26 protein-coding genes are annotated in these 24,938 nt (G+C 64.5%); 14 read left to right on the forward strand and 12 right to left on the reverse strand.

Annotation, left to right across the window (positions count from 1 at the left end; all coding sequences use genetic code 11):
- Positions 1-57: 57 nt before the first annotated feature.
- Genes J5M67_RS04235 through tldD form a run of 3 tightly spaced genes read left to right on the forward strand, consistent with a single transcriptional unit; the run spans position 58 to position 6,212 of the window.
- On the forward strand, positions 58-3,864 hold the full coding sequence (locus J5M67_RS04235) for a YhdP family protein (RefSeq protein ID WP_207883623.1): 3,807 nt from the start codon (positions 58-60) through the stop codon (positions 3,862-3,864).
- 54 nt (positions 3,865-3,918) lie between these two features.
- On the forward strand, positions 3,919-4,767 hold the full coding sequence (locus J5M67_RS04240; protein ID WP_207883625.1) for a carbon-nitrogen hydrolase family protein: 849 nt from the start codon (positions 3,919-3,921) through the stop codon (positions 4,765-4,767).
- Positions 4,768-4,769: 2 nt separating this feature from the next.
- Positions 4,770-6,212 (forward strand): metalloprotease TldD, encoded by a 1,443-nt coding sequence (gene tldD / locus J5M67_RS04245; protein ID WP_207883628.1) that lies wholly within the window; start codon positions 4,770-4,772, stop codon positions 6,210-6,212.
- A gap of 40 nt (positions 6,213-6,252) precedes the next feature.
- Here tldD and yjgA read toward each other — a convergent pair whose 3' ends face one another.
- Positions 6,253-6,777, reverse strand: coding sequence for a ribosome biogenesis factor YjgA (gene yjgA / locus J5M67_RS04250; protein WP_243434481.1), 525 nt, complete (start codon positions 6,775-6,777; stop codon positions 6,253-6,255).
- 118 nt (positions 6,778-6,895) lie between these two features.
- On the opposite strand from yjgA, the gene pmbA reads away from it, so the two are divergent.
- A complete protein-coding gene (gene pmbA / locus J5M67_RS04255) occupies positions 6,896-8,245 on the forward strand; it encodes a metalloprotease PmbA (protein ID WP_207883630.1) in 1,350 nt (449 codons plus the stop codon).
- A 69-nt stretch (positions 8,246-8,314) separates the two neighbouring features.
- On the opposite strand, the gene J5M67_RS04260 is transcribed toward pmbA, so the two are convergent.
- The 10 genes from J5M67_RS04260 to J5M67_RS04305 form a co-directional block, all read right to left on the reverse strand.
- Entirely contained in the window at positions 8,315-8,587 is a 273-nt protein-coding gene (locus J5M67_RS04260) for an HPr family phosphocarrier protein (protein ID WP_207883633.1), read from the reverse strand.
- Between the two features lie 32 nt (positions 8,588-8,619).
- The gene (rapZ, locus tag J5M67_RS04265) at positions 8,620-9,477 is read right to left on the reverse strand and encodes an RNase adapter RapZ (protein WP_207883635.1); all 858 of its coding nucleotides are present in this window, start codon (positions 9,475-9,477) and stop codon (positions 8,620-8,622) included.
- Between the two features lie 2 nt (positions 9,478-9,479).
- On the reverse strand, positions 9,480-9,944 hold the full coding sequence (gene ptsN / locus J5M67_RS04270) for a PTS IIA-like nitrogen regulatory protein PtsN (RefSeq protein ID WP_207883637.1): 465 nt from the start codon (positions 9,942-9,944) through the stop codon (positions 9,480-9,482).
- A gap of 9 nt (positions 9,945-9,953) precedes the next feature.
- Positions 9,954-10,262: a ribosome-associated translation inhibitor RaiA gene (gene raiA, locus J5M67_RS04275; RefSeq protein WP_017518151.1), complete on the reverse strand. Its 309-nt coding sequence runs from the start codon at positions 10,260-10,262 to the stop codon at positions 9,954-9,956.
- A gap of 78 nt (positions 10,263-10,340) precedes the next feature.
- Entirely contained in the window at positions 10,341-11,843 is a 1,503-nt protein-coding gene (locus J5M67_RS04280; protein WP_207883639.1) for an RNA polymerase factor sigma-54, read from the reverse strand.
- A 242-nt stretch (positions 11,844-12,085) separates the two neighbouring features.
- Positions 12,086-12,811 carry an LPS export ABC transporter ATP-binding protein gene (lptB, locus tag J5M67_RS04285; RefSeq protein WP_207883641.1) on the reverse strand — a complete coding sequence of 242 codons (726 nt, stop codon included), beginning with the start codon at positions 12,809-12,811 and terminating at the stop codon, positions 12,086-12,088.
- A complete protein-coding gene (gene lptA / locus J5M67_RS04290) occupies positions 12,811-13,347 on the reverse strand; it encodes a lipopolysaccharide transport periplasmic protein LptA (RefSeq protein ID WP_207883643.1) in 537 nt (178 codons plus the stop codon). The genes lptB and lptA overlap by 1 nt, the downstream gene beginning before the upstream one ends.
- Positions 13,334-13,906 (reverse strand): LPS export ABC transporter periplasmic protein LptC, encoded by a 573-nt coding sequence (gene lptC / locus J5M67_RS04295; protein WP_207883645.1) that lies wholly within the window; start codon positions 13,904-13,906, stop codon positions 13,334-13,336. The genes lptA and lptC overlap by 14 nt, the downstream gene beginning before the upstream one ends.
- A gap of 8 nt (positions 13,907-13,914) precedes the next feature.
- Complete coding sequence (locus J5M67_RS04300; RefSeq protein WP_207883647.1) at positions 13,915-14,439, reverse strand: HAD family hydrolase; 525 nt, start codon at positions 14,437-14,439, stop codon at positions 13,915-13,917.
- The gene (locus J5M67_RS04305) at positions 14,440-15,414 is read right to left on the reverse strand and encodes a KpsF/GutQ family sugar-phosphate isomerase (protein WP_207883649.1); all 975 of its coding nucleotides are present in this window, start codon (positions 15,412-15,414) and stop codon (positions 14,440-14,442) included.
- Between the two features lie 240 nt (positions 15,415-15,654).
- On the opposite strand from J5M67_RS04305, the gene J5M67_RS04310 reads away from it, so the two are divergent.
- From J5M67_RS04310 to hisC, 10 genes are all read left to right on the forward strand, one after another.
- Positions 15,655-16,464 (forward strand): ATP-binding cassette domain-containing protein, encoded by an 810-nt coding sequence (locus J5M67_RS04310; protein WP_207883652.1) that lies wholly within the window; start codon positions 15,655-15,657, stop codon positions 16,462-16,464.
- A complete protein-coding gene (mlaE, locus tag J5M67_RS04315) occupies positions 16,464-17,261 on the forward strand; it encodes a lipid asymmetry maintenance ABC transporter permease subunit MlaE (protein WP_207883654.1) in 798 nt (265 codons plus the stop codon). The genes J5M67_RS04310 and mlaE overlap by 1 nt, the downstream gene beginning before the upstream one ends.
- The gene (mlaD, locus tag J5M67_RS04320; protein ID WP_207883657.1) at positions 17,261-17,734 is read left to right on the forward strand and encodes an outer membrane lipid asymmetry maintenance protein MlaD; all 474 of its coding nucleotides are present in this window, start codon (positions 17,261-17,263) and stop codon (positions 17,732-17,734) included. The genes mlaE and mlaD overlap by 1 nt, the downstream gene beginning before the upstream one ends.
- A gap of 11 nt (positions 17,735-17,745) precedes the next feature.
- Positions 17,746-18,399 carry an ABC transporter substrate-binding protein gene (locus J5M67_RS04325; protein ID WP_207883665.1) on the forward strand — a complete coding sequence of 218 codons (654 nt, stop codon included), beginning with the start codon at positions 17,746-17,748 and terminating at the stop codon, positions 18,397-18,399.
- On the forward strand, positions 18,396-18,704 hold the full coding sequence (locus J5M67_RS04330) for a lipid asymmetry maintenance protein MlaB (protein WP_207883667.1): 309 nt from the start codon (positions 18,396-18,398) through the stop codon (positions 18,702-18,704). The genes J5M67_RS04325 and J5M67_RS04330 overlap by 4 nt, the downstream gene beginning before the upstream one ends.
- A 110-nt stretch (positions 18,705-18,814) precedes the next feature.
- Positions 18,815-19,054 (forward strand): BolA family protein, encoded by a 240-nt coding sequence (locus J5M67_RS04335; protein ID WP_207883669.1) that lies wholly within the window; start codon positions 18,815-18,817, stop codon positions 19,052-19,054.
- A 19-nt stretch (positions 19,055-19,073) separates the two neighbouring features.
- Positions 19,074-20,342 carry a UDP-N-acetylglucosamine 1-carboxyvinyltransferase gene (gene murA / locus J5M67_RS04340; protein WP_207883675.1) on the forward strand — a complete coding sequence of 423 codons (1,269 nt, stop codon included), beginning with the start codon at positions 19,074-19,076 and terminating at the stop codon, positions 20,340-20,342.
- Between the two features lie 14 nt (positions 20,343-20,356).
- Positions 20,357-20,992: an ATP phosphoribosyltransferase gene (gene hisG / locus J5M67_RS04345; protein WP_017518137.1), complete on the forward strand. Its 636-nt coding sequence runs from the start codon at positions 20,357-20,359 to the stop codon at positions 20,990-20,992.
- Positions 20,993-21,256: 264 nt separating this feature from the next.
- Complete coding sequence (hisD, locus tag J5M67_RS04350) at positions 21,257-22,579, forward strand: histidinol dehydrogenase (protein WP_207883677.1); 1,323 nt, start codon at positions 21,257-21,259, stop codon at positions 22,577-22,579.
- A 3-nt stretch (positions 22,580-22,582) separates the two neighbouring features.
- The gene (gene hisC / locus J5M67_RS04355; protein WP_207883679.1) at positions 22,583-23,638 is read left to right on the forward strand and encodes a histidinol-phosphate transaminase; all 1,056 of its coding nucleotides are present in this window, start codon (positions 22,583-22,585) and stop codon (positions 23,636-23,638) included.
- A gap of 61 nt (positions 23,639-23,699) precedes the next feature.
- Here hisC and algW read toward each other — a convergent pair whose 3' ends face one another.
- Positions 23,700-24,848 carry a Do family serine endopeptidase AlgW gene (gene algW, locus J5M67_RS04360; protein ID WP_207883681.1) on the reverse strand — a complete coding sequence of 383 codons (1,149 nt, stop codon included), beginning with the start codon at positions 24,846-24,848 and terminating at the stop codon, positions 23,700-23,702.
- Between the last annotated feature and the right edge of the window lie 90 nt (positions 24,849-24,938).

A 24,938-nucleotide genomic window follows, 5' to 3' on the forward strand; every position in this document is an offset into this window, starting at 1 on the left:
CATGGCTGGGAGCCAGCACGATGACCGTTTACCTTCTGCCACGAGCGCCTGACTGACATGGGGCGTCTGTTCACTGCGTCGTTGCGCGTGATCCTGGGGCTGCTGGCCCTGGGATTGGTGCTGCTCGCGCTGTACGTCAGCCTGGGGCGCCAACTGGTGCCGCTGGTGGCCGAGTACCGCGACGAGCTGGCGCAGAAGGCCAGCGCCCAGCTTGGCCTGCCAGTCACCATCGGCGGGCTCGAAGGCCATTGGCAGGACTTCGGCCCGGTCATCGTGGTCCGCGATCTGCAACTGGGCACGGGCGACGATGCGCTGCGCCTGGAGCGCGTGCACCTGACGCCGGATCTCCTCGGCAGTCTCATGACCCGCCAGCCAAGGATCGAAAGCCTTGAACTGCAAGGCCTGCAACTCACCCTGCGGGAAGACGAGCAGGGCCAGTGGCGCGTCGATGGCCTGCCCAGCCACGGCGAGACCGATCCGCGCAAGCTGATCGATCTGCTGCTGGCGCCACGCCGCCTGTCGCTGCTGGATAGTCAGCTGACCGTGCTGCCGCAGGGCGCGGAGCCTTTGTCGCTGAGTTATGTCGGCGTGACGTTGCACAGTGGTTTCCGCCAGCACCTCGACGCGCGCCTGACGCTGCCGGGCGGCCAGCCGGTGGCGGCCCGGCTGGATGCTCGCCTGAATCGCGACGACTGGAAGCAGAGCTCGGTGCAGGCCTACCTGAGCCTGCCGCAGGCGGAGTGGTCGAAGTGGCTGCCCGCGCGCCTGACCGGAGCCTGGAAGCTCTCCGAACTCAAGGCCGGCGGCGAGTTCTGGGCGAATTTCGAGAAGGGCGTGCCGGTGTCGGGTGTCGCGCGCCTCAATGCCCCGTCGATCAAGGCCGGGTTGGGCGAGCAGAAGCCGGTCGGCCTGACTGATCTGGGCGTGAGCCTGTATTTCCAACGCAATGGCGAGGACTTTGACCTGCGCGTTGCCGATCTCGCGGCCAACCTGGGCGATACCCGCTGGGGCGAGGTGGAGCTGTCGCTGACGCGGCGGATGAAGGGCGAGGAGCACTGGCAGCTGCAGGCCGACCGTCTCGACCTGACCCCGCTGGGCCCGATGATCACCGCCCTGGCGCCACTGCCGGACGCCGCCATCACCTGGCTGCAGGGCCTGAAGCCGCATGGCGTGCTGCACAACGTCAATTTCGACTACTGGCCGCAGCGCACCGGCGCCGAACGCATCGCCTATGCCACCAACCTGGAAAAGGTCGGGGTCAGCGCCTTTCACGATGTGCCGGCGGTCGCCAACGTCGACGGCACCTTCAGCGGCAACCTCGAAGGCGGCCAACTGGACGCTTCGGCCCAGGACTTCATGCTGCACCTGGCGACCCTGTTCCCCGAGCCCTGGCGCTACCGTACTGCCCATGCCCGCCTGTTCTTCCAGTTGAACGACGAGGCGTTCACCCTCGGCAGCCACCTGATGAAGGTGGAGGGCGAGGAGGGCACGCTGGCTGGTGACATGCTGATCCGCCTGATGCGCGACCCCGAGCAGGAGGACTACATGGACCTGCGCGTCGGCATGAGCAATGGCGATGCGCGTTTCACCAGCAAGTACCTGCCCACCGTCATCCCCCAGATGAGCAAGGACCTGGCCGCCTGGCTCAAGGGCTCGATCAAGAGCGGGCGCATCGAGCAGGGCTACTTCCAATGGCAGGGTTCGCTGCAGAAGGGGGCGGCGCCCGAGGCCCATTCGATGAGCCTGTATTTCAAGGTCCACGACGGCGTACTCGACTACCAGCCGGGTTGGCCGGGGCTGAGCAAGGCTGAGGGCGAGGTGCGGGTCGAGGACACTGGTGTGAGCATCACCGCGCAATCCGGCCAGATCCTGCAAAGCCAGGTGCGCGATGTGTCGGTGGAGATTCCCCATGTTCCGGATGGCGAGGTTTCCCACCTGCATGTGGACGGCGATATCGACAGCAGCCTCGCTGATGGTCTGAAGATCCTCCAGGACTCGCCCATCGGCGCCCAGCACACCTTCGAGGGCTGGAGCGGAGAGGGCAAGCTCGCCGGTCACCTCAAGTTGGATATCCCGCTTGCCAAGGAGCAGGCCCGGCAGGCGCGGGTGATCGTCGACTTCGCCACTGACTCCGCACGGTTGAAGATCGCCAGACCCGAACTCAATCTCGAGCAACTCAAGGGCAGATTCCGCTACGACACCGACACTGGCCTGAGCGCGCAGAATGTCTCGGCCCAGACGTTGGGAGCGCGAATTACCGGCAGCATCCGCGCTGAAGGTCGCAACGGCGACGCACGCACCCGGGTTCTGGTTGGCGGGCAGATGCCGATGAAGTCGCTGCTGGAATGGGGCAAGGTGCAGAAGCAGTTGCCTGTGGACGGTCGCGTACCCTTCCAGCTCGACGTCCTGTTGGCGGGCAAGGACAGCCAGTTGCGGGTCGTCTCCAACCTGCAGGGCGTCACCATCGATCTGCCAGCGCCGTTCGGCAAGTCCGCCAGCGAGACCCGTGACAGCGAATGGCGCATGACTCTCGATGGCGCCGAGCGGCGTTACTCGGCGACCTATGGCGACCGCGCCAGCCTCGCCTATGCCGCACCGGCGGAGAATCCGCTCGCCGGGCGGGGCGTATTGCGCCTGGGGAGTGATCCGGCGGTGCTGCCGAACTGGAATGGCGTGCAGGTGCGTGGGCGCATCGATGAAGTGGATGCCGATGCCTGGCAGGCGGTCCTGAAGAAGTACACCAACACCGGCGTTGAAGGTGCATCTGGTCTGCTGCGTGGCGCCGATCTGCAGATCGGGCACTTCAAGGGCTTTGGCCAGAGCCTGGATAATCTGGGCGTCAGCCTTGCGCGCGTCGACAGCAGTTGGCAGGTAGGGCTGGTCAGTGCCCTGGTGTCCGGCAAGATCACCTTGCCCGACGGCGGTGCCCGGCCAATCCAGGTCATGCTCGATCGGATCGACCTGCCCAAGGGTGAGGCGATCGACTCGCCGGGTGCGGTGGAAGCGCCTGACCCCATGATCAACATCGACCCGCGCTCGCTGCCGGCGATGGATGTGACGATTCGCCAGGTCAGCAAGGCCGGCAAGCCGGTGGGTGCCTGGAGCTTCAACCTGCGGCCGACGCCGACCGGCACCAGTTTCAACAATGTGGCGCTCGAGCTGCGTGGCCTGGCGCTCAAGGGCACGCTGCGCTGGGACGGCGTGGCAGGTTCTTCGCGCAGCAGCTTCGACGGGCGCCTGGATGGGGAGAACCTCTCCGACGTGCTCAAGGCCTGGGACTTCGCGCCCAGCGTCACCAGTGAGCGCTTCCGCGTCGATATCAATGGTAACTGGCCGGGATCGCCGGCCGCGCTGAATCTGCGGCGCTTCGGCGGCAAGATCGACGCCAGCCTGCGTAAGGGGCAGTTCGTCGAGGTCGAAGGCGGCGCCAACGCCCTGCGCGTGTTCGGCCTGCTCAATTTCAACGCCATCAACCGCCGGCTGCGCCTGGACTTCTCCGACCTGCTGGGCAAGGGCCTGAGCTATGACCGGGTGAAGGGCGTGCTCACGGCCACCGACGGTGTCTACTTCACCCGAGAGCCGCTGCGCCTGGACGGTCCGTCAAGCAATCTGGAGCTGAACGGTACGCTGGACCTGGCCCACGATCAGATCGACGCCAAGCTGTTGGTGACCCTGCCGGTGACCAACAATCTGCCGTTGGCGGCCCTCATCGTCGGTGCGCCCGCAATCGGTGGCGCACTGTTCGTCGTGGACAAGCTGCTGGGCGACAAGGTCTCGCGCTTCGCCAGCGTGCAGTACAGCGTGAAAGGCCCGTGGCAGAGCCCGGCCATCACCTTCGAGAAACCCTTCGAAAAACCCCGTTGAGCAGAGTGTCCAGGGTTCGGTTAGCATGAACCTGGGACACAGCCGGAGTTCTTCATGTCCATCGCAGTCATCCAGATGGTCAGCCAGGACGATGTCCTGGCCAATCTCGCCGCCGCCCGTCGCCTGCTTGAACAGGCTGCCCGTGACGGTGCACGCCTCGCCGTCTTGCCGGAAAACTTCGCTGCCATGGGGCGTCGCGATCTCGCTGTTCTCGGCCGTGCCGAAGCACTGGGCGAAGGTCCGATCCTGCCCTGGTTGAAAAGCACCGCCCGCGACCTCAGGTTGTGGATAGTCGGCGGGACCCTGCCGCTGCCCCCGGCCGGGCAGCCCGAAGCCAAGGCCAATGCCTGCTCGCTGCTGATCGACGATCAGGGTGAGGTGGTGGCGCGCTACGACAAGCTGCACCTGTTCGACGTGGACGTCGCCGACGCCCGCGGCCGCTACCGCGAGTCGGACGACTACGCCTTCGGCCAGCGCGTGGTGGTGGCCGACACGCCGGTCGGCCGCCTGGGGCTGACGGTCTGCTATGACCTGCGCTTCCCCGAGCTCTACACCGCATTGCGCGAAGCCGGCGCGGAACTGATCAGCGCACCGGCGGCCTTCACCGCAGTGACCGGCGCGGCGCACTGGGAAGTGCTGATCCGCGCCCGCGCCATCGAGACCCAGTGCTACCTGCTGGCAGCCGGGCAGGGCGGCACCCACCCCAAAGGTCGGGAAACCTGGGGGCAATCGGCGATAGTCGATCCCTGGGGGCGTATCCTGGCTGAACAGGCCAAGGGCGAGGCCGTACTGTTGGCCGAGCGGGACAGCGAGGAACAGGCGGCGGTCCGGCAGCGTATGCCGATTGCCCGGCACAGACGATTTTTCCCGCCGGTCGATCCACGACCGGCGCGTACGGAGTAGATATGAGCGAACTGTTGTCATCCGTCAGCCAGCACCTGCTGGCCCCCGGTGGTCTGGACATCGAACGGTTGTCTCCGGTGCTGCATGAGCTCAGCGGCCCGGGCATCGATGCGGCCGACCTGTACTTCCAGAGCCAGATCTCCGAGTCCTGGATGCTCGAAGACGGCATCGTCAAGGAAGGCAGCTTCCACATGGATCAGGGCGTCGGTGTGCGCGCGCAGTCCGGAGAGAAGACCGGCTTCGCCTACAGCAACGCGATCACCCACGAGGCACTGATTCAGGCCGCCCGCGCGGCGCGCTCGATCTCTCGCGCCGGGCAGAACGGCAAGGTGCAGGCGTTCAATGCCGTGGTGCCGCAACGCCTGTACGCCGGAGAGAACCCACTGGATGTGCTCAGCCGTGCGGAAAAGGTGGAGCTGCTGCAGAAGATCGATGCCGCAACCCGTGCCCTCGATCCGCGCATCCAGCAGGTCACCGTGAGCCTGGCCGGCGTCTGGGACCAGGTGCTGGTCGCTGCGACGGATGGCTCGCTGGCGGCGGACATCCGTCCGCTGGTGCGCTTCAACGTCAGTGTCATCGTCGAGCAGAACGGCCGCCGCGAGCGCGGCGGTCACGGCGGTGGCGGTCGTACCGACTACCGATACTTCCTGCAGGAAGACCGCGCCATGAGCTACGCCCGTGAGGCGCTGCGCCAGGCGCTGGTCAACCTGGAAGCAGTTCCCGCGCCGGCTGGCAGCCTGCCGGTGGTGATGGGCGCCGGTTGGTCCGGCGTGCTGTTGCACGAGGCGGTGGGGCATGGCCTGGAAGGCGACTTCAACCGCAAGGGCAGCTCGGCCTACAGCGGCCGCATGGGTGAGAAGGTCGCCTCGAGCCTGTGTACCATCGTCGATGATGGCACCCTGGCGGGCCGTCGCGGTTCGTTGTCGGTGGATGACGAAGGGACCCCCACGAACTGCAACGTGCTGATCGAGAACGGGATCCTCAAGGGTTACATGCAGGACAAGCTCAACGCTCGCCTGATGGGCGTGGCGCGCACCGGCAACGGTCGTCGCGAGTCCTACGCGCACCTGCCGATGCCGCGCATGACCAACACCTACATGCTGGCCGGGCAGAGCGAGCCGGAAGAGATCATCGCCAGCGTCGAGCGCGGTATCTACTGCGCGAACCTCGGCGGCGGCCAGGTGGACATCACCAGCGGCAAGTTCGTCTTCGCCACCAGCGAGGCCTACCTGATCGAGAACGGCAAGATCACCCGACCGGTCAAGGGCGCGACCCTGATCGGCAACGGTCCGGAAGTGATGAGCCGGGTGTCCATGGTCGGCAACGACCTGGCACTGGACAGTGGTGTGGGTACCTGCGGCAAGGACGGCCAGTCCGTGCCGGTCGGTGTCGGCCAGCCGACCCTGAAGATCGACGCGATCACCGTCGGCGGCACGGGCGCCTGAGGCCGTTGATGGTCAGGCGGGGATGGGGCGACGCGGCCACTCAACGCAGGCCGCGTTTGACCTCGTCCAGTTCGCGGATGTACTTGAAGATCTTCCGCGCCGCGGCCGGAGGCTTGTTGTGAGCGGCCTCGTGCTGGGCGTGGCGGATCAGTTGGAGCAGATGCTGGCGATCGCTTTCCGGGTATTCGCCGAAGAAAGCGGACAGCGCCGCGTCGCCGCCGGTGATCAGGTGGTCACGCCAGCGCTCCAGCGCGTGGAAGCGTTCGTTGTACTGGCGGGTCGAGGTGTCTACCTGATCCAGCAGCGCGACGATGGCGTCGATGTCCTGGTCGCGCATCAGCTTGCCGATGAACTGCCGGTGGCGTTTCTTGGCAGCGTTGGCCTTGTGCTTGGGTGCTTCTTCCAGTGCGCGGCGCAGCGGATCGGTGAGCGGCATGCGTTCCAGCAGGTCGGGCTTGAGCGTCGTCAGGCGCTCGCCGAGGTCCTGCAGGGCGTGCAGCTCGCGTTTGACTTGCGTCTTGCTCTTCTCTTCGAAGAGCGAGTCGTCATCGTGAATTTCAGCCATGGCGGGGGTCTCGTTGAAAACGCCGCCATGATAACGAGTCGAGGGCCGCTTGTCCGGCCCGGTCGGTCGTCGTCGCCGGAGAGCGATGCCGCCGGCACATGAACAGGAGAGGCAGCTAATGAGTGAACACAACCCGGCGGTCAGCCCGGACGTCCTTCCCGAACTGCGTGAGCAGGTCGAGCGGATCATTGCCGAGGCTTCCCGGCAGGGCGCCAGTGCCTGCGAGGTGGCGGTTTCGGTGGAGCAGGGATTGTCCACCTCGGTACGCCAGGGCGAGGTGGAGACCGTCGAGTTCAACCGCGACCAGGGTTTCGGTATCACCCTGTACGTCGGCCAGCGCAAGGGCTCGGCCAGCACCTCGGCGACCGGCGCCGATGCCATTCGCGAAACCGTGGCGGCGGCGCTGGCTATCGCCAGGCACGCGTCCGAGGACGATTGCGCGGGGCTGGCCGATCCGGCGCTGATGGCCCGCGACCTGCCTGACCTGGACCTGTACCACGGCTGGTCGATCACCCCGGATCAGGCCATCGAGCGCGCACTGGCCTGCGAGGCTGCGGCCTTCGCTACCGACAAGCGCGTCACCAAGGCCGACGGCACTACGTTGAACACCCACCAGGGCTGCCGTGTATACGGCAACAGCCATGGTTTCGTTGGCGGCTACGCCAGCACCCGGCACAGCCTGAGCTGCGTGATGATCGCCGAAGGGCAGGGCCAGATGCAGCGCGACTACTGGTACGACGTCAATCGCCGTGGTGACCTGCTGGCGAGCGCCGAGTCGATCGGTCGTCGCGCCGCCGAGCGTGCCGCCAGCCGTCTGGGCGCGCGTCCGGTGGATACCGCCGAGGTTCCGGTGCTGTTCGCCCCGGAAGTGGCGGTGGGCCTGTTCGGCCACTTCCTCTCGGCGATTTCCGGCGGCAGCCTGTACCGCAAGTCGTCGTTCCTCGAAGGCACCCTGGGGCAGCGCCTGTTCCCCGAGTGGCTGACCCTCGATGAGCGTCCGCTGCTGGCTGGCGCGCTGGGCAGCGCCTCGTTCGATAACGATGGCCTGGCCACCTATGCCAAGCCCTTCGTCGAAGGTGGCGATCTGGTCTCCTACATCCTCGGCACCTATTCCGGCCGCAAGCTGGGCATGCCGAGCACCGCGAATTCCGGCGGCGTGCACAACCTGTTCGTCAGCCATGGCGACGAGGACCAGGCGGCGCTGATCCGTCGCATGGGGCGCGGGCTGCTGGTGACCGAGCTGATGGGGCAGGGCGTGAACCTGGTCACCGGCGACTATTCCCGTGGCGCGGGTGGCTACTGGGTCGAGAATGGCGAGATCCAGTTCCCGGTGCAGGAAGTCACCATCGCGGCGAACCTGCGCGACCTGTTCCGCAACATCGTGGCCATTGGCAATGACGTGGAGTATCGCGGCAACTTGCACACCGGCTCGGTGCTGGTGGAGCGCATGACAGTCGCGGGCAACTGATCCGCCCGCCCATGAAAAAGCCCGCCATCTGGCGGGCTTTTTCATTCAGGGTGAGTCAACGCCGGGCGCTCACTCGCCCTCGTCGAAGTAGTTGTTGATCAGCTCGGACAGTGCGCTCAGCGCCTCGTCTTCCTGCTCGCCTTCGGCAGCGATATGCAGGTTGGTGCCCTTGCCGGCGGCCAGCATCATCACCGCCATGATGCTCTTGCCGTCGACGGTGCTCTCCGGGTTGCGTCCCACGCGAATCTGGCAGGGGAAACGTCCCGCCACGCCGACGAATTTGGCTGCCGCACGGGCGTGCAGACCCAGCTTGTTGATGATGGTGATTTCGAGGGCGGGCATCGCGAGGGGCTGTCCTTTGTTGTGTGTTGCTACTAGCTCAGGTCGCGGTGGCGAATCTGCACGTTGGTGAGGGATTCCTTGAGGGCTTTGCCAACTCGCTCGGCCAGGTAGGTCGAGCGGTGCTGACCACCGGTACAGCCGATGGCGACGGTGACATAGGCCCGGTTGCTCGCGGCGAAGCGCGGCAGCCATTTGTTCAGGTAGCCGATGATGTCCTGGTACATCTCCTCGACGTCGGGTTGTGCGGCCAGGTAGTCCTGGACATCCGCATCGAGTCCGGTGAGTTCGCGCAGTTCCGGTTTCCAGTACGGATTGGGCAGGCAGCGCACGTCGAACACCAGGTCGGCGTCCACCGGCATGCCGCGCTTGAAGCCGAAGGATTCGACCAGGAAGGCGGTGCCCAGTTCGGGCTTGTTCAGCAGGCGCAGTTTGAGCACGTCGCGCAGCTGATAGAGGTTCAGGTGCGTGGTGTTGAGCTTGAGATCGGCGAGGTCTGCGATCGGCGCCAGCAGATGGGCTTCGTCGGCGATGGCTTCGGCCAGCGAGCGACTGTCGCTGGTCAGCGGGTGCCGCCGGCGCGTCTCGGAGAAACGCTTGAGCAGGGTTTCATCATCGGCGTCGAGGTACAGCACGTCGCACTGGATATGCTTGTCGCGGGCTTCCTGCAACAGTTCGGGGAAGCGTTGCAGCTGGCTGGGCAGGTTGCGGGCGTCGATGGAGACGGCAACCTGCGGGTGCAGCAGCTCGGTGTGCAGCAACGCGCGCTGCGCCAGGTCCGGAAGCAGGCTGGCGGGCAGGTTGTCGATGCAGTAGAAGCCGTTGTCCTCGAGCACATTGAGCGCGGTGCTCTTACCCGAGCCGGATCGTCCGCTGATGATGATCAGGCGCATGATCAGTGGCCGTTCTGGAAGTCCACGACGATCCGGTACAGCGCCTCGCCGTTGGCGGCGTGGCGCAGTCGGTCACGGACGTCGGAACGGTCGAGCATGGAAGCGATCTGCCGGAGCAGCTCCAGGTGCTCTTCGGTGGCGGCCTCGGGCACCAGCAGGACGAATACGAGATCGACCGGCGCGCCGTCGAGGGCGTCAAAGTCGACCGGGGCGTCCAGGTGCAGGATGGCACTGATAGGGGATTTGCAGCCGGGAAGGCGGCAGTGCGGAATGGCGATGCCATTGCCGAATCCGGTGGAGCCCAGGCGTTCGCGGGCCACCAGATTTTCGAAAATGTCTTGCGCGTCGAAACCTGGCAGCTCGCGAGCTACCAGGTTTGCGATTTGTTCAAGGACGCGTTTCTTGCTGCCGCCCGGCACGTTCACCAGGGAACGGCCGGGGGTCAGGATTTGCTCGAGTCGAATCATAGGGAGGGGTTAACGAACACCAACACCCTGCTGGCGTTCGAGGTATTTTTCCTTGTGCTTGATCAGTTGGCGGTCGAGCTTGTCGGTGAGCAGGTCAATGGCCGCATACATGTCTTCATGTTCGGCACAGGCCACTACTTCGCCACCTGCGATGTGCAGGGTGGCTTCGATTTTCTGCTTTAGCTTTTCGACCTCCATGATGACCTGAACATTGGTGATCTTGTCGAAATGGCGCTCCAGTCGGCCGAGTTTTTCGCCGACATAGTCGCGCAGGGCGTCGGTCACATCCAGTTGATGTCCACTGATGTTGACTTGCATACCGCTTTCTCCTTATTGCCCGTGTATAAGTGGCAGGTTAGATGGCCTGCCGCCGGAACACTTTGGCGTGGATCAACGTCATACCAGTCGCTTGCGTTCGCTGGAGGGAGCAATCCCCAAGGACTCCCGGTACTTGGCGACGGTGCGACGTGCCACTTGAATGCCCTGTGCCTCCAGTAAACCAGCGATCTTGCTGTCACTCAATGGCTTTTTCGGACTTTCCGCCGCGACCAGTTTCTTGATGATCGCGCGGATCGCCGTGGACGAGCATTCGCCACCCTCGGAGGTGCTGACGTGGCTGGAGAAGAAGTACTTCAGCTCGAAGATGCCACGTGGGGTGTGCATGAATTTCTGCGTGGTGACACGCGAGATGGTCGACTCGTGCATGCCCACGGCTTCGGCGATGTCGTGCAGGACCAGGGGCTTCATCGCCTCTTCGCCGTATTCGAGGAAGCCGCGCTGGTGTTCGACGATCTGGGTCGCCACCTTCATCAGCGTCTCGTTGCGGCTCTGCAGGCTCTTGATGAACCAGCGCGCTTCCTGCAGCTGGTTGCGCATGAAGGTGTTGTCGGCACTGGAGTCGGCGCGGCGCACCAGGCCCGCGTATTGCGAGTTGACGCGCAGGCGCGGCACGGCTTCCTGGTTCAGCTCCACCAGCCAGCGTTCGTTATGTTTCCGGACGATGACATCCGGCACCACGTATTCGGCTTCACCGGACTCGATTTGCGAGCCGGGGCGCGGATGCAGCGACTGGATCAGTTCGATGGTTTCGCGCAGCTCGTCTTCCTTGAGCTTCATGCGCCGCATCAGCTGGCTGTAGTCGCGGCTGCCGAGCAGGTCGAGGTGGTCGGCGACCAGCTTCTGCGCCTCGGCCAGCAGGTAGGTGTTGGCCGGCATCTGGCGCAATTGCAGGAGCAGGCATTCGCGCAGGTTGCGCGCGCCGACGCCGGCCGGCTCCATCTGCTGCACGCGGCGCAGGACGACTTCCACTTCGTCCATCTCCACGCCCAGTTCGGGGTCGATGGAGGCGAGGATGTCGTCGAGGGATTCTTCGAGGTAACCGTCGTCGTTGATGCCGTCGATGATGCTCAGTGCGATCAGGCGGTCGGTATCGGACATCGGTGCCAGGTTGAGCTGCCAGAGCAGGTGGCTCTGCAGGCTTTCACCCGCGGAGGTGCGGGAGGTGAAGTCCCACTCGTCGTCATCGTTGCTGGGCAGGCTGCTGGCGCTGGTCTGGTAGATGTCTTCCCAGGCGGTGTCGACCGGCAGCTCGTTGGGGATGCGCTCGGCCCATTGGTCCTCATCGAGGCTGTCAGCACTGGGCGTGGTGCTTTCCTGGAAGCTGTCCTGGGAGCTGCTGGTGGCGCCGTTGGCGCCCGACTCGGCGCCGTCCGCCATGGGGTCGCTGTTGTCGTAATCCTCGCCCTCTTCCTGGCGCTCCAGCATCGGGTTGGACTCCAGGGCTTCCTGGATTTCCTGTTGGAGGTCCAGCGTGGAGAGCTGGAGCAGTCGGATGGCCTGTTGCAGCTGCGGAGTCATCGTCAGCTGCTGGCCCATCTTGAGGACGAGCGATGGTTTCATGGCTGGAACTAGGCACCTTGTTCGCTGGCGCAGCAAGCGCCATATCCACGACTACGGACGCCGGGGCGCCGCGAGGAAGCAAATTATATGCCTGAGTCTGGACGCTTTGCCTAGGGGCTGTCGACCTTTCGTTACAACCTGATTATCAGGCAACTACGAGACAGCCCGACGCGCGGCGCCGGATGCAGGTCCGGGCCGTCGGCGGAGGGAGGAGGAGCGCCGCCGGGAGGGCGGTCACCGGGTCAGAGACGGAACTCGTGGCCCAGGTAGACTTCCTTCACCAGATCGTTGGCGAGGATGGTCTCGGCGCTGCCTTCGGCGATCAGTTGACCGTCGTTGACGATGTAGGCGGTTTCGCAGATATCCAGTGTCTCGCGCACGTTGTGGTCGGTGATCAGCACACCGATGCCCTTGGCCTTGAGGTGATGGATGATCTGCTTGATGTCGCCCACGGAGATCGGGTCGACGCCGGCGAAGGGTTCGTCCAGCAGGATGAACTTCGGCGCACTGGCCAGGGCGCGGGCGATTTCCACGCGGCGCCGCTCACCACCGGACAGGCTCATGCCGAGGTTGTCGCGGATGTGGTGGATGTGGAATTCCTCGAGCAGGCCCTCCAGGGCTTCCTGGCGGCCGCTGCGATCCAGGTCGCTGCGGGTTTCGAGGATCGCGCGGATGTTATCCGCCACCGAGAGCTTGCGGAAGATCGAGGCTTCCTGCGGCAGGTAGCCGATGCCGGCGCGCGCTCGGCCGTGCATCGGCAGGTGGGTCACATCCTGATTGTCGATGCGGACCACGCCCTGGTCGGCGCGGACAAGACCGACGATCATGTAGAAGCAGGTGGTCTTGCCCGCTCCGTTGGGGCCGAGCAGGCCGACGATCTGGCCGCTGTCGATGCTCATGCTGACATCGCGGACCACTTGCCGGCTCTTGTAGCTCTTGGCGAGGTGCTGGGCGGTGAGCGTAGCCATTACTGCGCTTGATCCTGCTTTTTCTTGGGCTGGATGACCATGTCGATACGCGGGCGCGGGGTGGTTACCTGGGCGCCGGTGGCGCGGCCTGCATTGACGATCTGGCGCTGGGTGTCATAGACGATCTTCTCGCCTTCGAAGGTGTTGCCTTCCTGGATCACCTTGGCCTGGTCGATCAGTATGACGCGGTTCTGGGTGACGAAGTATTGGATCGTCAGGCCGTAGGCCTTGGTGATCTCTTTCTCCGGCGCGGGCTTCTGCTCGAAGTAGGCGGGCTTGCCCACCGAGGTCACGACCTCGATATCGCCGTTCTTGTTCTGCTTGAGCGTGACGGTATTGCCGGTCAGCTTCATGCTGCCCTGGGTTACCACCACGTCGCCACGGTAGACGGCAACGCCTTGCTTGTCGTCCAGTTCAGCGCTGTCGGCCTGGACGCGGATGGGCTGCTCCCGGTCGGTGGGAAGCGCCCATGCAGCGGAGCTGCCGATGGCGGCGGCGAGGCTGAAGAGAAGGGGGAGGGTGTTAACGAGCCTCATGCTGACCTCTTACGTTGGACAGCAGGAGCATCCGGCTGTCTTTCAGATACGCTTTCATGCCAACGGCCGTGGTCACACCGTTGGGTTCGGTGATTTTCACGGGCTGGTCAGTCTGCGCATAGTCCTTGTCCGGGAAAACCGTCATCCGGGTGGTGTTGAGCAGCAGCGTGCGCTGTTGCGCATCGGTGCGCGCCACGCGCACGTCGTCGATCAGCTCGACCTGCTTGCCCTCGGGGCCCACTTCGGCGCGAATGCTCTGGACGTGCCACGGCAGCGGCTCCTGTACGCGGTAGAAGTACAGGTCGGGCGTGGTCACCAGGGTCACGTCGGTCGCTTTCAGGTGTTCCAATTTGTCTGCGGTCATCTCGTAGGCGAGCGTTCCGTCGACGCGGTACTGCACGCTGTGGGCGTTGACCGCGTAGAAATCGATGGCGTCGTTGGTCTGCGACTTGAGCTGGCGCTCGTTGAAGTCCAGGCGGACGTTCCAGTAATAGCCGAGCGCGATCAGCAGGACGGCGAGCAGGGCGAACAACAGCTTCTGGCGGAGTGTCTTGGGCATGTTCGGCTCTAGAGGTACGCGTTCTGGGCGGCTTCGAGATTGCCCTGGGCGCGCAGGATCAGCTCGCAGAACTCGCGGGCCGCACCTTCGCCGCCGCGTGCCTGGGTGACGCCGTCGGCATGCTGGCGGACGAACGCGTCGGCGCTGGCCACCGCCATGCCCAGGCCCGCCTTGCGGATGGCTGGCAGGTCGGGCAGGTCATCGCCCAGGTAGGCGACTTCCTCATAGCCTAGACCGAGTTCGGCGAGCAGTTCGTCGAGGGCGACCAGCTTGTCTTCGCGGCCCTGGAACAAGTGGGTGATGCCCAGGTTCTTCGCCCGGCGCTCGACCACGGGGCTGGAGCGGCCGGTGATGATCGCGGTGCGCACGCCGGAGGCCATGAGCATCTTGATACCGTGGCCGTCCAGGGTGTTGAAGGTCTTGAATTCGCTGCCGTCGGGCAGGAAATAGAGCTTGCCGTCGGTCAGTACGCCATCGACGTCGAAGACCGCCAGGCGAACGGCCTTGGCGCGCAGCAGCAGGTCGGCGCTCATTCAGATCACTCCCGCGCGGGTCAGGTCGTGGATGTGCAGGACGCCCACCGGACGGTCCTGTTCGTCGACCACGACGAGGACGCTGATCTTGTGGTCATCCATGATCTTCAGGGCTTCGGCGGCGAGCATGTCCGGACGGGCGGTCTTGCCGTGCACGGTCATCACCTGGTCGATGGTCACCTGGCGCACGTCCAGGCCCTTGTCCAGGGTGCGGCGCAGGTCGCCGTCGGTGAAGAGACCGGCCAGCGTGCCCGCATCGTTCAGGACGATGGTCATGCCCAGGCCCTTGCGGGTCATTTCCAGCAGCGCGCCGCTGAGCGAGGTGCCGAGCAGTACCTGCGGCAGTTCTTCGCCAACGTGCATCACGTTTTCGACCTTGAGCAGCAGGCGACGGCCCAGCGCACCACCGGGGTGCGAGAAGGCGAAGTCCTCGGCAGTGAAGCCGCGGGCCTCCAGCAGGGCGATGGCCAGCGCGTCGCCGAGTACCAGCGACACCGTGGTCGACGAGGTGGGGGCGAGGTTCAGCGGGCAGGCTTCCTGCTCGACGCTGGCATCCAGGTTGACGACCGCGGCCTTGGCCAGCGGCGACTCCGGATTACCGGTCATGCTGATCAGGGTGATGCCCAGGCGCTTGATCAGGGGCAGCAGGGTGACGATTTCAGCGGTCGACCCGGAGTTGGACAGCGCGATGACCACGTCGTCCCGGGTGATCATGCCCATGTCGCCGTGGCTGGCTTCGGCCGGGTGTACGAAGAACGCGGGCGTGCCGGTACTGGCCAGGGTGGCGGCTATCTTGTTGCCGACGTGCCCGGACTTGCCCATGCCGACCACCACCACGCGTCCCTTGCAGGCCAGCAGCAGCTCGCAGGCGTGCGTGAAGTTCGCGCCGATGCGCTCCAGCAGTGAGTCCACGGCATCGCGCTCGAGGCGGATGGTACGTTGTGCCGAGTGGATGAAATCGTGTTTCTGGCTCATGTTCGAAAAGGCGTGGAGCGAAGTGAAGGGCGAGATTATAACGGGAAAAGCGCCAAAGGCTCATCACACACATTCTTAATGTGAACGTATTTTGCTGAACATTCCCTTAACGACCCCGGGGCGGGCCTTGGGGCGGCGCTTGCCGGAGTGCTATAGTTCGCGGCCGTTCGGCCTGTCGCGCCGCGCCGTACTCTTTGTTGGGGCGGGCCAAAGGGACAGTGCCGTGATGCAAGGAGTTCTATGAGCACGAACGACCAATACGCTGTCGAGTTGAAGGGGCTGACCTTCAAGCGCGGCCAGCGTGCGATTTTCGATAACGTGGATATCCGCATCCCGCGCGGCAAGGTCACCGGGATCATGGGCCCCTCGGGTTGCGGCAAGACTACCCTGCTGCGGCTGATTGCCGCCCAGCTGCGCCCGTCCAGCGGCGAGGTGTGGGTCAACGGGCAGAATCTCCCCACCCTGGGGCGCGGCGACCTGTTCGACATGCGCAAGCAGTTCGGCGTGCTGTTCCAGAGTGGTGCGCTGTTCACCGACCTGGATGTCTTCGAGAACGTCGCCTTCCCGCTGCGGGTGCATACCCAGCTCCCTGACGAGATGATCCGGGACATCGTCCTGATGAAGCTGCAGGCCGTGGGCCTGCGTGGGGCGGTCGAACTGATGCCGGACGAACTGTCCGGCGGCATGAAGCGCCGTGTGGCGCTGGCCCGCGCCATTGCGCTGGACCCGCAGATCCTCATGTACGACGAGCCGTTCGTGGGGCAGGACCCGATCGCCATGGGTGTTCTGGTGCGCCTGATCCGCCTGCTCAATGATGCGCTGGGCATCACCAGCATCGTGGTCTCCCACGACCTGGCGGAGACCGCCAGCATCGCCGACTACATCTATATCGTCGGTGACGGCCGCGTGCTCGGGCACGGTACGCCGGATCAGCTGCAGCAGCTCGACGATGCGCGTGTACGCCAGTTCATGAAGGGCATCCCCGACGGCCCCGTGCCGTTCCATTATCCTGCCCGCGATTATCGCGTCGATCTGCTGGGAGAACGCTGATGCGCAAGACTTCACCGCTCGAGCGAATTCGTCTGCTCGGGCGTGCAGGCCTCGATGTCCTCGAGTCGCTCGGCCGTTCCAGCTTGTTCCTGGTGCACGCCATCTTCGGTCGCGGCGTTCACAGCGGGGCCTTCCAGCTGCTGGTCAAGCAGCTTTATTCGGTGGGCGTGCTGTCGCTGGCGATCATCGTGGTGTCCGGGCTGTTCATCGGCATGGTGCTGGCCCTGCAGGGCTACAACATCCTGGTGAGCTATGGTTCCGAGCAGGCCGTCGGCCAGATGGTGGCACTGACTTTGCTGCGTGAACTGGGGCCGGTGGTGACAGGTCTGTTGTTCGCGGGCCGTGCCGGTTCGGCGCTGACCGCTGAAATCGGCAACATGAAGTCCACTGAACAGCTGTCGAGCCTGGAGATGATTGGCGTCGATCCGCTCAAGTACATCATTGCGCCGCGCCTGTGGGCCGGTTTCATTTCCATGCCTCTGCTGGCGACTATCTTCAGTGTCGTCGGCATCTGGGGCGGGGCGATGGTCGCGGTGGACTGGCTGGGCGTGTACGACGGCTCCTACTGGTCGAACATGCAGAACAGCGTGGTGTTCACCAAGGACATCCTCAATGGTGTGATCAAGAGCGTGGTGTTCGCCTTCGTGGTGACATGGATCGCCGTCTTCCAGGGCTATGACTGCGAGCCCACCTCGGAAGGTATCAGCCGCGCAACGACGCGCACCGTAGTCTATGCCTCCCTGGCCGTGCTGGGGTTGGACTTCATCCTGACCGCTTTGATGTTTGGAGACTTCTGATGCAAACCCGCACCCTGGAGATTGGTGTAGGCCTGTTCATTCTGGCCGGTCTGCTGGCCCTGCTGCTGTTGGCCCTGCGGGTCAGCGGCCTGACTATCGGCAATTCGGGCGACACCTACAGACTGTATGCCTATTTCGACAATATTTCCGGTGTCACCGTGCGCGGCAAGGTGACCATGGCGGGTGTGACCATCGGCAAGGTCACCGCTATCGATCTGGATCACGATACCTACCGCGGGCGCGTGACCATGGAGATCAATCGTCAGGTGAACAACCTGCCGGACGACTCCACCGCTTCCATCCTCACCGCCGGCCTGCTGGGTGAGAAGTACATCGGTATCAGCGTCGGCGGCGACGAAGAGTTGCTCAAGGATGGCGATACCATCAAGGACACCCAGTCCGCCCTGGTGCTCGAAGACCTGATCGGCAAATTCCTGCTGAATTCAGTCAACAAAGACGACTCGAAGAAATGAGGACTCATTCCATGTTGAAAACCCTGCGTCGTGGCCTTCTGGTCGTGCTCGCCATGCTGCCGCTGTTCGCTCAGGCCGAGCAGACCGCACAGCAAGTGGTACAGCAGACCGTCGACAGCCTGTTGAGTGACCTGAAAACCAACAAGGCCAACTACAAGGCCAATCCCCAGGCGTTCTACGACACCCTGAACCGCATTCTCGGTCCGGTGGTTGACTCCGAGGGCATCGCCAAGGGTGTGATGACCGTCAAGTATTCGCGCGGCGCCACTCCGGAGCAGATCAAGCGCTTCGAGGAAACCTTCAAGGGCAGCCTGTTCCAGTTCTACGGCAACGCCCTGCTCGAGTACGACAACCAGACCATCCGCGTGCTGCCGTCCACTGGCAAGCAGGACCCGGAACGTGCTGCGGTGAACATGGAAGTGGTCGGTACCAACGGTGCCGTCTATCCGGTGCAGTACACCATGGTCAACCAGGGCGGCAACTGGCGTCTGCGTAACGTGATCATCAACGGTATCAACATCGGCAAGCTGTTCCGCGACCAGTTCGCCGACTCCATGCAGAAGAACGGCAATGACCTGGAGAAGACCATTGCGGGTTGGGGTCAGGTAGTTGCCCACGCGCAGGAATCGGCCAAGGGCCAGAAGCCGGAAGGCGGCGCCCAATGAGCCAAGGCAGCGTCACGCAGCGCGCCGACGGTGAGCTTGCGCTGGCCGGTGTGCTGGACTACAGCACCGGCCCTGCGTTGCGCACGCAGGGCGGTTGCCTGATCGCCGCGAGCAAGGCCAGCGCAGTGCGTCTGGATTGCTCGGCGGTGGAGCGCTCCAGCAGCGTCGGATTGTCGCTGCTGCTGTCCTTCACCCGTGATGCGCGCAAGGCCGGTAAAACGCTGCAGATCGTTGGGATGCCCAAGGACATGCAGGAAATCGCCAAGGTTGGCGGTCTCCTGGAGATCCTGCCGTTACAGCATTGAAACATTGAGAAAGCCCTCCGTCCGCGACTTCCCCTGCCGGGGTTCGCAGGCGGGGGGCTTTTTTGTATCATGGCCGACCCGCGCGCGTAGGGCGCCGAACGAGGTTGAGCATGCAGGCCGTAGAAGTCAAAAACTTCCTGGAAGAGAAACTGCCAGGTACCCAGGTTGAAGTGGAAGGTGAAGGCTGCAACTTCCAGTTGAACCTGATCAGCGACGAGCTGGCCGGCCTGAGCCCGGTCAAGCGCCAGCAGCAGATCTATGCCCACCTGAACGAGTGGATCGCCTCGGGCGCCATCCATGCCGTCACCATGAAATTCTTCAGCCGCGCCGCCTGGGCCGAGCGTTCCTGAGCCCACGGGGAATATTGCAATGGATAAACTGATCATTACCGGCGGCACTCGTCTCGATGGCGAGATCCGCATCTCCGGCGCCAAGAACTCCGCGCTGCCGATCCTCGCCGCAACCCTGCTGGCGGACACCCCGGTGACCGTCTGCAACCTGCCGCACCTGCACGACATCACCACCATGATCGAGCTGTTCGGCCGCATGGGCGTACAGCCGATCATCGATGAGAAGCTCAACGTCGAAGTCGACGCCAGCACCATCAAGACCCTGGTGGCGCCCTACGAGCTGGTGAAGACCATGCGCGCGTCGATCCTGGTGCTCGGCCCGATGGTTGCCCGCTTCGGCGAAGCCGAAGTCGCGCTGCCCGGCGGTTGCGCCATCGGTTCGCGTCCGGTGGACCTGCACATCCGTGGCCTCGAAGCCATGGGCGCGCAGATCACCGTCGAAGGTGGCTACATCAAGGCCAAGGCTCCGGCCGGCGGCCTGGTTGGCGCGCACTTCTTCTTCGATACCGTCAGCGTGACAGGTACCGAGAACATCATGATGGCCGCCGCGCTGGCCAATGGCCGCTCCGTGCTGGAAAACGCCGCGCGCGAGCCCGAGGTCGTCGACCTGGCCAACTTCATCAACGCCATGGGCGGTGATGTCCAGGGTGCCGGCACCGACACCATCGTGATCAACGGTGTAAAAAGCCTGGGTGGCGGCGCCAAGTACAGCGTCATGCCCGACCGCATCGAGACCGGCACCTACCTGGCCGCCGCTGCCGCCACCGGTGGCCGCGTCAAGCTCAAGGACACCGATCCGACCATCCTCGAGGCCGTGCTGGCCAAGCTGGTCGAAGCCGGCGCACACATCACCACCGGCAGCAACTGGATCGAGCTGGACATGAAGGGCAACCGGCCGAAGGCGGTGAATATCCGCACTGCGCCGTACCCGGCATTCCCCACCGACATGCAGGCGCAGTTCATCTCCATGAACGCCATCGCCGAAGGTACCGGAGCGGTCATCGAGACCGTGTTCGAGAACCGCTTCATGCATGTCTACGAAATGAACCGCATGGGTGCGCAGATCCTGGTCGAAGGCAACACCGCCATCGTCACCGGCGTTCCGCAGCTCAAGGGCGCACCGGTCATGGCGACCGACCTGCGTGCTTCTGCCAGCCTGGTGATCGCCGCCCTGGTGGCCGAAGGCGACACCATGATCGACCGCATCTACCACATCGACCGTGGTTACGAGTGCATCGAAGAGAAACTGCAACTGCTCGGGGCGAAGATTCGCCGCGTGCCGGGCTAGGGCTGAGCCAGACCATGCTGACGATTGCCCTGTCCAAGGGCCGCATCCTCGACGACACCCTGCCGCTGCTCGCAGCGGCAGGCATCGTGCCGACCGAGAATCCGGACAAGAGCCGCAAGCTGATCATCCCCACCACCCTCGATGACGTGCGCCTGCTGATCGTGCGCGCCACCGACGTGCCGACCTACGTCGAGCACGGTGCCGCCGACCTCGGCGTGGCGGGCAAGGACGTACTCATGGAATACGGTGGCCAGGGCCTGTACGAGCCGCTGGACCTGAAGATCGCCAACTGCAAGCTGATGACCGCCGGCGCGGTCGGCGCGCCGGAACCCAAGGGGCGCCTGCGCGTGGCCACCAAGTTCGTCAACGTCGCCAAGCGCTACTATGCCGAACAGGGCCGTCAGGTCGACGTGATCAAGCTGTACGGCTCGATGGAGCTGGCACCGCTGGTCGGCCTCGCCGACAAGATCATCGACGTGGTCGACACCGGTAATACCCTGCGCGCGAACGGCCTGGAGCCCCAGGAACTGATCGCGCACATCAGCTCGCGCCTGGTCGTGAACAAGGCTTCGATGAAGATGCAGCACGCGCGCATCCAGGCCCTGATCGACACCCTGCGCGAAGCGGTAGAGTCTCGACACCGGGCGTAATTCCTAGCGCGGCTATCTGCCGCGCCCGCCTATCCGTGTCATAGCCAAATTTTCTCGGGTGCCCGCACGGTAGGCTTGGTAGTCTTGCGGCGCCCGAGAACCTGTCCCTGATCTACTGCACTCGATCAGGCGGCGTTGAAAACAGCCTCGGAATGCTCATTCACAGCACGTGAACTCCGCTTCCTCGCCTGTTTTCGCCTTGCCTGATCTTCGCTCGCGACGACCAGGGACAGGTCCTAATCACGCCAATTAAAGAGGCCAGCTATGACCGCACCCTTCGCCATCCGTCGACTCAACGCCGCCGATCCGGACTTCGCGCGTCATCTGGACCATCTGCTCTCCTGGGAAAGCGTGTCCGACGATGCGGTGAACCAGCGCGTGCTGGACATCATCGCCGACGTGCGCAGCCGTGGTGACGCTGCCGTTGTGGAGTTCACCCAGCGCTTCGACGGAGTCGACGCCAAGTCCATGGCCGACCTGATCCTGCCGCGCGAGCGCCTGGAGCTGGCCCTGACCCGCATCACCCCGGCCCAGCGCGAAGCGCTGGAAACCGCCGCCAATCGCGTGCGCAGCTACCACGAGAAGCAGAAGCAGGACTCCTGGCGCTACACCGAAGCCGACGGCACCGTGCTCGGCCAGCAGGTCACCCCGCTGGATCGCGCCGGCCTGTACGTGCCCGGCGGCAAGGCGTCCTATCCGTCGTCCGTGCTGATGAACGCCATTCCGGCCAAGGTCGCCGGCGTCGCCGAAGTGGTGATGGTGGTGCCGACTCCGCGCGGCGAGATCAACGAAATCGTCCTGGCCGCCGCCTGCATCGCCGGCGTCGACCGCGTCTTCACCATCGGTGGCGCCCAGGCCGTGGCTGCGCTGGCCTACGGCACCGAGAGCGTGCCGCAGGTGGACAAGATCGTCGGCCCGGGCAACATCTATGTCGCCACCGCCAAGCGCCACGTGTTCGGCCAGGTCGGCATCGACATGATCGCCGGCCCCTCCGAAATCCTCGTGGTCTGCGACGGCGGCACCGATCCCGACTGGATCGCCATGGACCTGTTCTCCCAGGCCGAGCACGACGAGGATGCCCAGGCCATCCTGGTCAGCCCGGACGCCAAATTCCTGGACAAGGTCGCCGCCAGCATCGAGAAGCTGCTGCCGACCATGGAGCGCGCCGAGATCATCCGCACTTCGCTGACCAATCGCGGTGCACTGATCCTGGTCGCCGACCAGGCGCGTGCCTGCGAGGTCGCCAACCGTATCGCTCCGGAGCACCTGGAGCTTTCCGTGGCCGACCCGGAAAGCTGGCTGCCGAAGATCCGCCACGCCGGCGCCATCTTCATGGGCCGCTACACCGCCGAGGCGCTGGGCGACTACTGCGCCGGTCCGAACCATGTGCTGCCGACTTCCGGTACTGCGCGCTTCTCCTCACCGCTGGGCGTGTACGACTTCCAGAAGCGCTCCTCGATCATCTTCTGCTCCGCGTCGGGTGCTTCCGAGCTGGGCAAGACCGCTTCGATCCTGGCCCGTGGCGAGTCGCTGACCGCCCACGCGCGCAGCGCCGAATTCCGCATCCTTGACGACAAGAGTGAGTAACGCATGAGCAAATTCTGGAGTCCCTTCGTCAAGGAACTGGTGCCCTACGTTCCGGGCGAGCAGCCGAAGCTGGCCAAGCTGATCAAGCTGAACACCAACGAGAACCCCTATGGCCCATCGCCGAAGGTGGTTGCGGCAATCCAGGCCGAGCTGAACGACACGCTGCGCCTGTACCCGGACCCGAACGCTGACCGCCTGAAGCAGACCATCGCCGAGTACCACGGCGTGAAGACCTCCCAGCTCTTCGTCGGCAACGGGTCGGACGAGGTCCTGGCTCATGCCTTCCACGCATTGTTCCAGCACGGCAAGCCGCTGCTGTTCCCCGACGTGACCTACAGCTTCTACCCGGTCTACTGCGGCCTCTACGGCATCGACTTCGAAGCGCTGCCGCTGGACGAGCAGTTCCAGATTCGCGTCGAGGATTACGCGCGCCCCAACGGCGGCATCATCTTCCCCAACCCCAACGCGCCCACTGGTTGCCTGCTGCCGCTGGAGGCCATCGAGCGCCTGCTGCAGGCCAGCCCGGACAGCGTGGTGCTGGTGGACGAAGCCTACGTCGATTTCGGTGGCGAGACTGCGATTTCCCTGGTCAATCGCTACCCGAACCTGCTGGTGGCGCAGACCCTGTCCAAGTCGCGCTCGCTGGCGGGCCTGCGGGTCGGCTTCGCAGTCGGCCACGAGGACCTGATCGAAGCGCTGGAGCGGGTGAAGAACAGCTTCAACTCCTATCCGCTGGACCGCCTGGCCCTGGCCGGCGCGGTGGCGTCCTTCGAGGACCAGGCCTATTTCGAGCAGACCTGCAACGCGGTTATCCACAGCCGCGAGAAGCTGGTCGCCGAGCTCAAGACCCTGGGCTTCGACGTGCTGCCGTCGGCGGCGAACTTCATCTTCGCCCGTCATCCGCAGCGTGATGGCGCCGAGCTGGCCGCAGCCCTGCGTGAGGAAGGCGTGATCGTGCGTCACTTCAAGCAGCCGCGGATCAACCAGTTCCTGCGCATCAGCATCGGCACCGAGGAGCAGAACCAGGCGCTGGTGGATGCGCTGCGTCTGAAGCTGTAAGGCTTTCGCAGTAAACGAAAACGGCGCCCTCGGGCGCCGTTTTCGTTTTCGGGTTCTGGCCTCAGCCGCCGTTAGGAGTCGGCGGCGGGCGCAGGCCGACTTCGGCGTTGAGCGTCACCGGTTTGCCATTGCGCAGCACCTGGATCTCGATCTTCTCGCCCGGCTTGGTGCGCGCCACCTGGTTCATCGAGCGGCGGCCATCGCCGGCGACCTCCCCATCGATGCTGAGGATGATGTCGCCCGGCAGCAGGCCGGCCTTGGCGGCAGGGCCGTCGCGATAGACGCCGGCGACGACGATGCCGGCCTTGTCCTTGAGGTCGAAGGATTCCGCCAGTTCCGGGGTCAGCGGCTGGACTTCCACGCCGAGCCAGCCGCGGATCACCTGGCCGTGCTCGATGATCGACTGCATGACTTCCAGGGCCAGCTTGGTCGGGATGGCGAAGCCGATGCCCTGGGAACCGCCGGACTTGGAGAAGATCGCGGTGTTGATGCCGATCAGGTTGCCGTTGGCATCCACCAGTGCGCCACCGGAGTTGCCCGGGTTGATTGCCGCGTCGGTCTGGATGAAGTCTTCGTAGGTGTTCAGGCCCAGCTGGTTGCGGCCGGTGGCGCTGATGATGCCCATGGTCACGGTCTGGCCGACGCCGAAGGGGTTGCCGATGGCCAGGCAGACGTCGCCGGTGTGGATACCGTCGGAACGGCCGAGCATGATCGACGGCAGGTCCTTGAGATCGATCTTCAGCACCGCGAGGTCGGTCTCGGGATCGCTGCCCACCAGCCGGGCGATGGTCTCGCGGCCGTCGCGCAGGGCCACGACGATCTGGTCGGCGCCGGCGGTCACGTGGTTGTTGGTCAGCAGGTAGCCTTCCGGGCTCATGATCACCGCCGAACCCAGGCTCGACTCCATGCGCTTCTGCTGCGGCAGGTTATCGCCGAAGAAGCGACGGAACAGCGGATCGTCGAGCATCGAGTTGTTCGGTTTGCTGACCATCTTGGTGGTGTACAGGTTGGCCACCGCGGGCGAGGAACGGGTCACGGCGTCGGCGTAGCTGACCGGGCCCTGCTGGAGACGGCTGAGCAGGGGCGCTTGCTGCAGATGCACTTCCTGTTGCGGTAGGCCGACCCACTGGGGGTTATGCTGGATGATCAGTAGCGCCAAGAGGACGCCAACCAGCACGGGCCAGCCGAGGAAACGCAGGGCCTTCAGCATCGAAGAAAATCCTTGGGGTTGCTTGGCCGGGGGATGGCCGATAGGGTGGCGGCCATTATACGGGCGGCGGGCCAAGAAAATAGACGTTCG

It is taken from the genome of Pseudomonas sp. 30_B (assembly GCF_017491605.1).
GTDB lineage: Bacteria > Pseudomonadota > Gammaproteobacteria > Pseudomonadales > Pseudomonadaceae > Pseudomonas.

Excerpts from the sequence above, each read along its gene's own strand:
- J5M67_RS04235 (WP_207883623.1), top strand. The coding sequence starts at position 58 with ATGGGGCGTCTGTTCACTGCGTCGTTGCGCGTGATCCTGGGGCTGCTG.
- J5M67_RS04240 (WP_207883625.1), top strand. The coding sequence starts at position 3,919 with ATGTCCATCGCAGTCATCCAGATGGTCAGCCAGGACGATGTCCTGGCC.
- tldD (WP_207883628.1), top strand. The coding sequence starts at position 4,770 with ATGAGCGAACTGTTGTCATCCGTCAGCCAGCACCTGCTGGCCCCCGGT.
- yjgA (WP_243434481.1), bottom strand. The coding sequence starts at position 6,777 with ATGGCTGAAATTCACGATGACGACTCGCTCTTCGAAGAGAAGAGCAAG.
- pmbA (WP_207883630.1), top strand. The coding sequence starts at position 6,896 with ATGAGTGAACACAACCCGGCGGTCAGCCCGGACGTCCTTCCCGAACTG.
- J5M67_RS04260 (WP_207883633.1), bottom strand. The coding sequence starts at position 8,587 with ATGCCCGCCCTCGAAATCACCATCATCAACAAGCTGGGTCTGCACGCC.
- rapZ (WP_207883635.1), bottom strand. The coding sequence starts at position 9,477 with ATGCGCCTGATCATCATCAGCGGACGATCCGGCTCGGGTAAGAGCACC.
- ptsN (WP_207883637.1), bottom strand. The coding sequence starts at position 9,944 with ATGATTCGACTCGAGCAAATCCTGACCCCCGGCCGTTCCCTGGTGAAC.
- raiA (WP_017518151.1), bottom strand. The coding sequence starts at position 10,262 with ATGCAAGTCAACATCAGTGGACATCAACTGGATGTGACCGACGCCCTG.
- J5M67_RS04280 (WP_207883639.1), bottom strand. The coding sequence starts at position 11,843 with ATGAAACCATCGCTCGTCCTCAAGATGGGCCAGCAGCTGACGATGACT.
- lptB (WP_207883641.1), bottom strand. The coding sequence starts at position 12,811 with ATGGCTACGCTCACCGCCCAGCACCTCGCCAAGAGCTACAAGAGCCGG.
- lptA (WP_207883643.1), bottom strand. The coding sequence starts at position 13,347 with ATGAGGCTCGTTAACACCCTCCCCCTTCTCTTCAGCCTCGCCGCCGCC.
- lptC (WP_207883645.1), bottom strand. The coding sequence starts at position 13,906 with ATGCCCAAGACACTCCGCCAGAAGCTGTTGTTCGCCCTGCTCGCCGTC.
- J5M67_RS04300 (WP_207883647.1), bottom strand. The coding sequence starts at position 14,439 with ATGAGCGCCGACCTGCTGCTGCGCGCCAAGGCCGTTCGCCTGGCGGTC.
- J5M67_RS04305 (WP_207883649.1), bottom strand. The coding sequence starts at position 15,414 with ATGAGCCAGAAACACGATTTCATCCACTCGGCACAACGTACCATCCGC.
- J5M67_RS04310 (WP_207883652.1), top strand. The coding sequence starts at position 15,655 with ATGAGCACGAACGACCAATACGCTGTCGAGTTGAAGGGGCTGACCTTC.
- mlaE (WP_207883654.1), top strand. The coding sequence starts at position 16,464 with ATGCGCAAGACTTCACCGCTCGAGCGAATTCGTCTGCTCGGGCGTGCA.
- mlaD (WP_207883657.1), top strand. The coding sequence starts at position 17,261 with ATGCAAACCCGCACCCTGGAGATTGGTGTAGGCCTGTTCATTCTGGCC.
- J5M67_RS04325 (WP_207883665.1), top strand. The coding sequence starts at position 17,746 with ATGTTGAAAACCCTGCGTCGTGGCCTTCTGGTCGTGCTCGCCATGCTG.
- J5M67_RS04330 (WP_207883667.1), top strand. The coding sequence starts at position 18,396 with ATGAGCCAAGGCAGCGTCACGCAGCGCGCCGACGGTGAGCTTGCGCTG.
- J5M67_RS04335 (WP_207883669.1), top strand. The coding sequence starts at position 18,815 with ATGCAGGCCGTAGAAGTCAAAAACTTCCTGGAAGAGAAACTGCCAGGT.
- murA (WP_207883675.1), top strand. The coding sequence starts at position 19,074 with ATGGATAAACTGATCATTACCGGCGGCACTCGTCTCGATGGCGAGATC.
- hisG (WP_017518137.1), top strand. The coding sequence starts at position 20,357 with ATGCTGACGATTGCCCTGTCCAAGGGCCGCATCCTCGACGACACCCTG.
- hisD (WP_207883677.1), top strand. The coding sequence starts at position 21,257 with ATGACCGCACCCTTCGCCATCCGTCGACTCAACGCCGCCGATCCGGAC.
- hisC (WP_207883679.1), top strand. The coding sequence starts at position 22,583 with ATGAGCAAATTCTGGAGTCCCTTCGTCAAGGAACTGGTGCCCTACGTT.
- algW (WP_207883681.1), bottom strand. The coding sequence starts at position 24,848 with ATGCTGAAGGCCCTGCGTTTCCTCGGCTGGCCCGTGCTGGTTGGCGTC.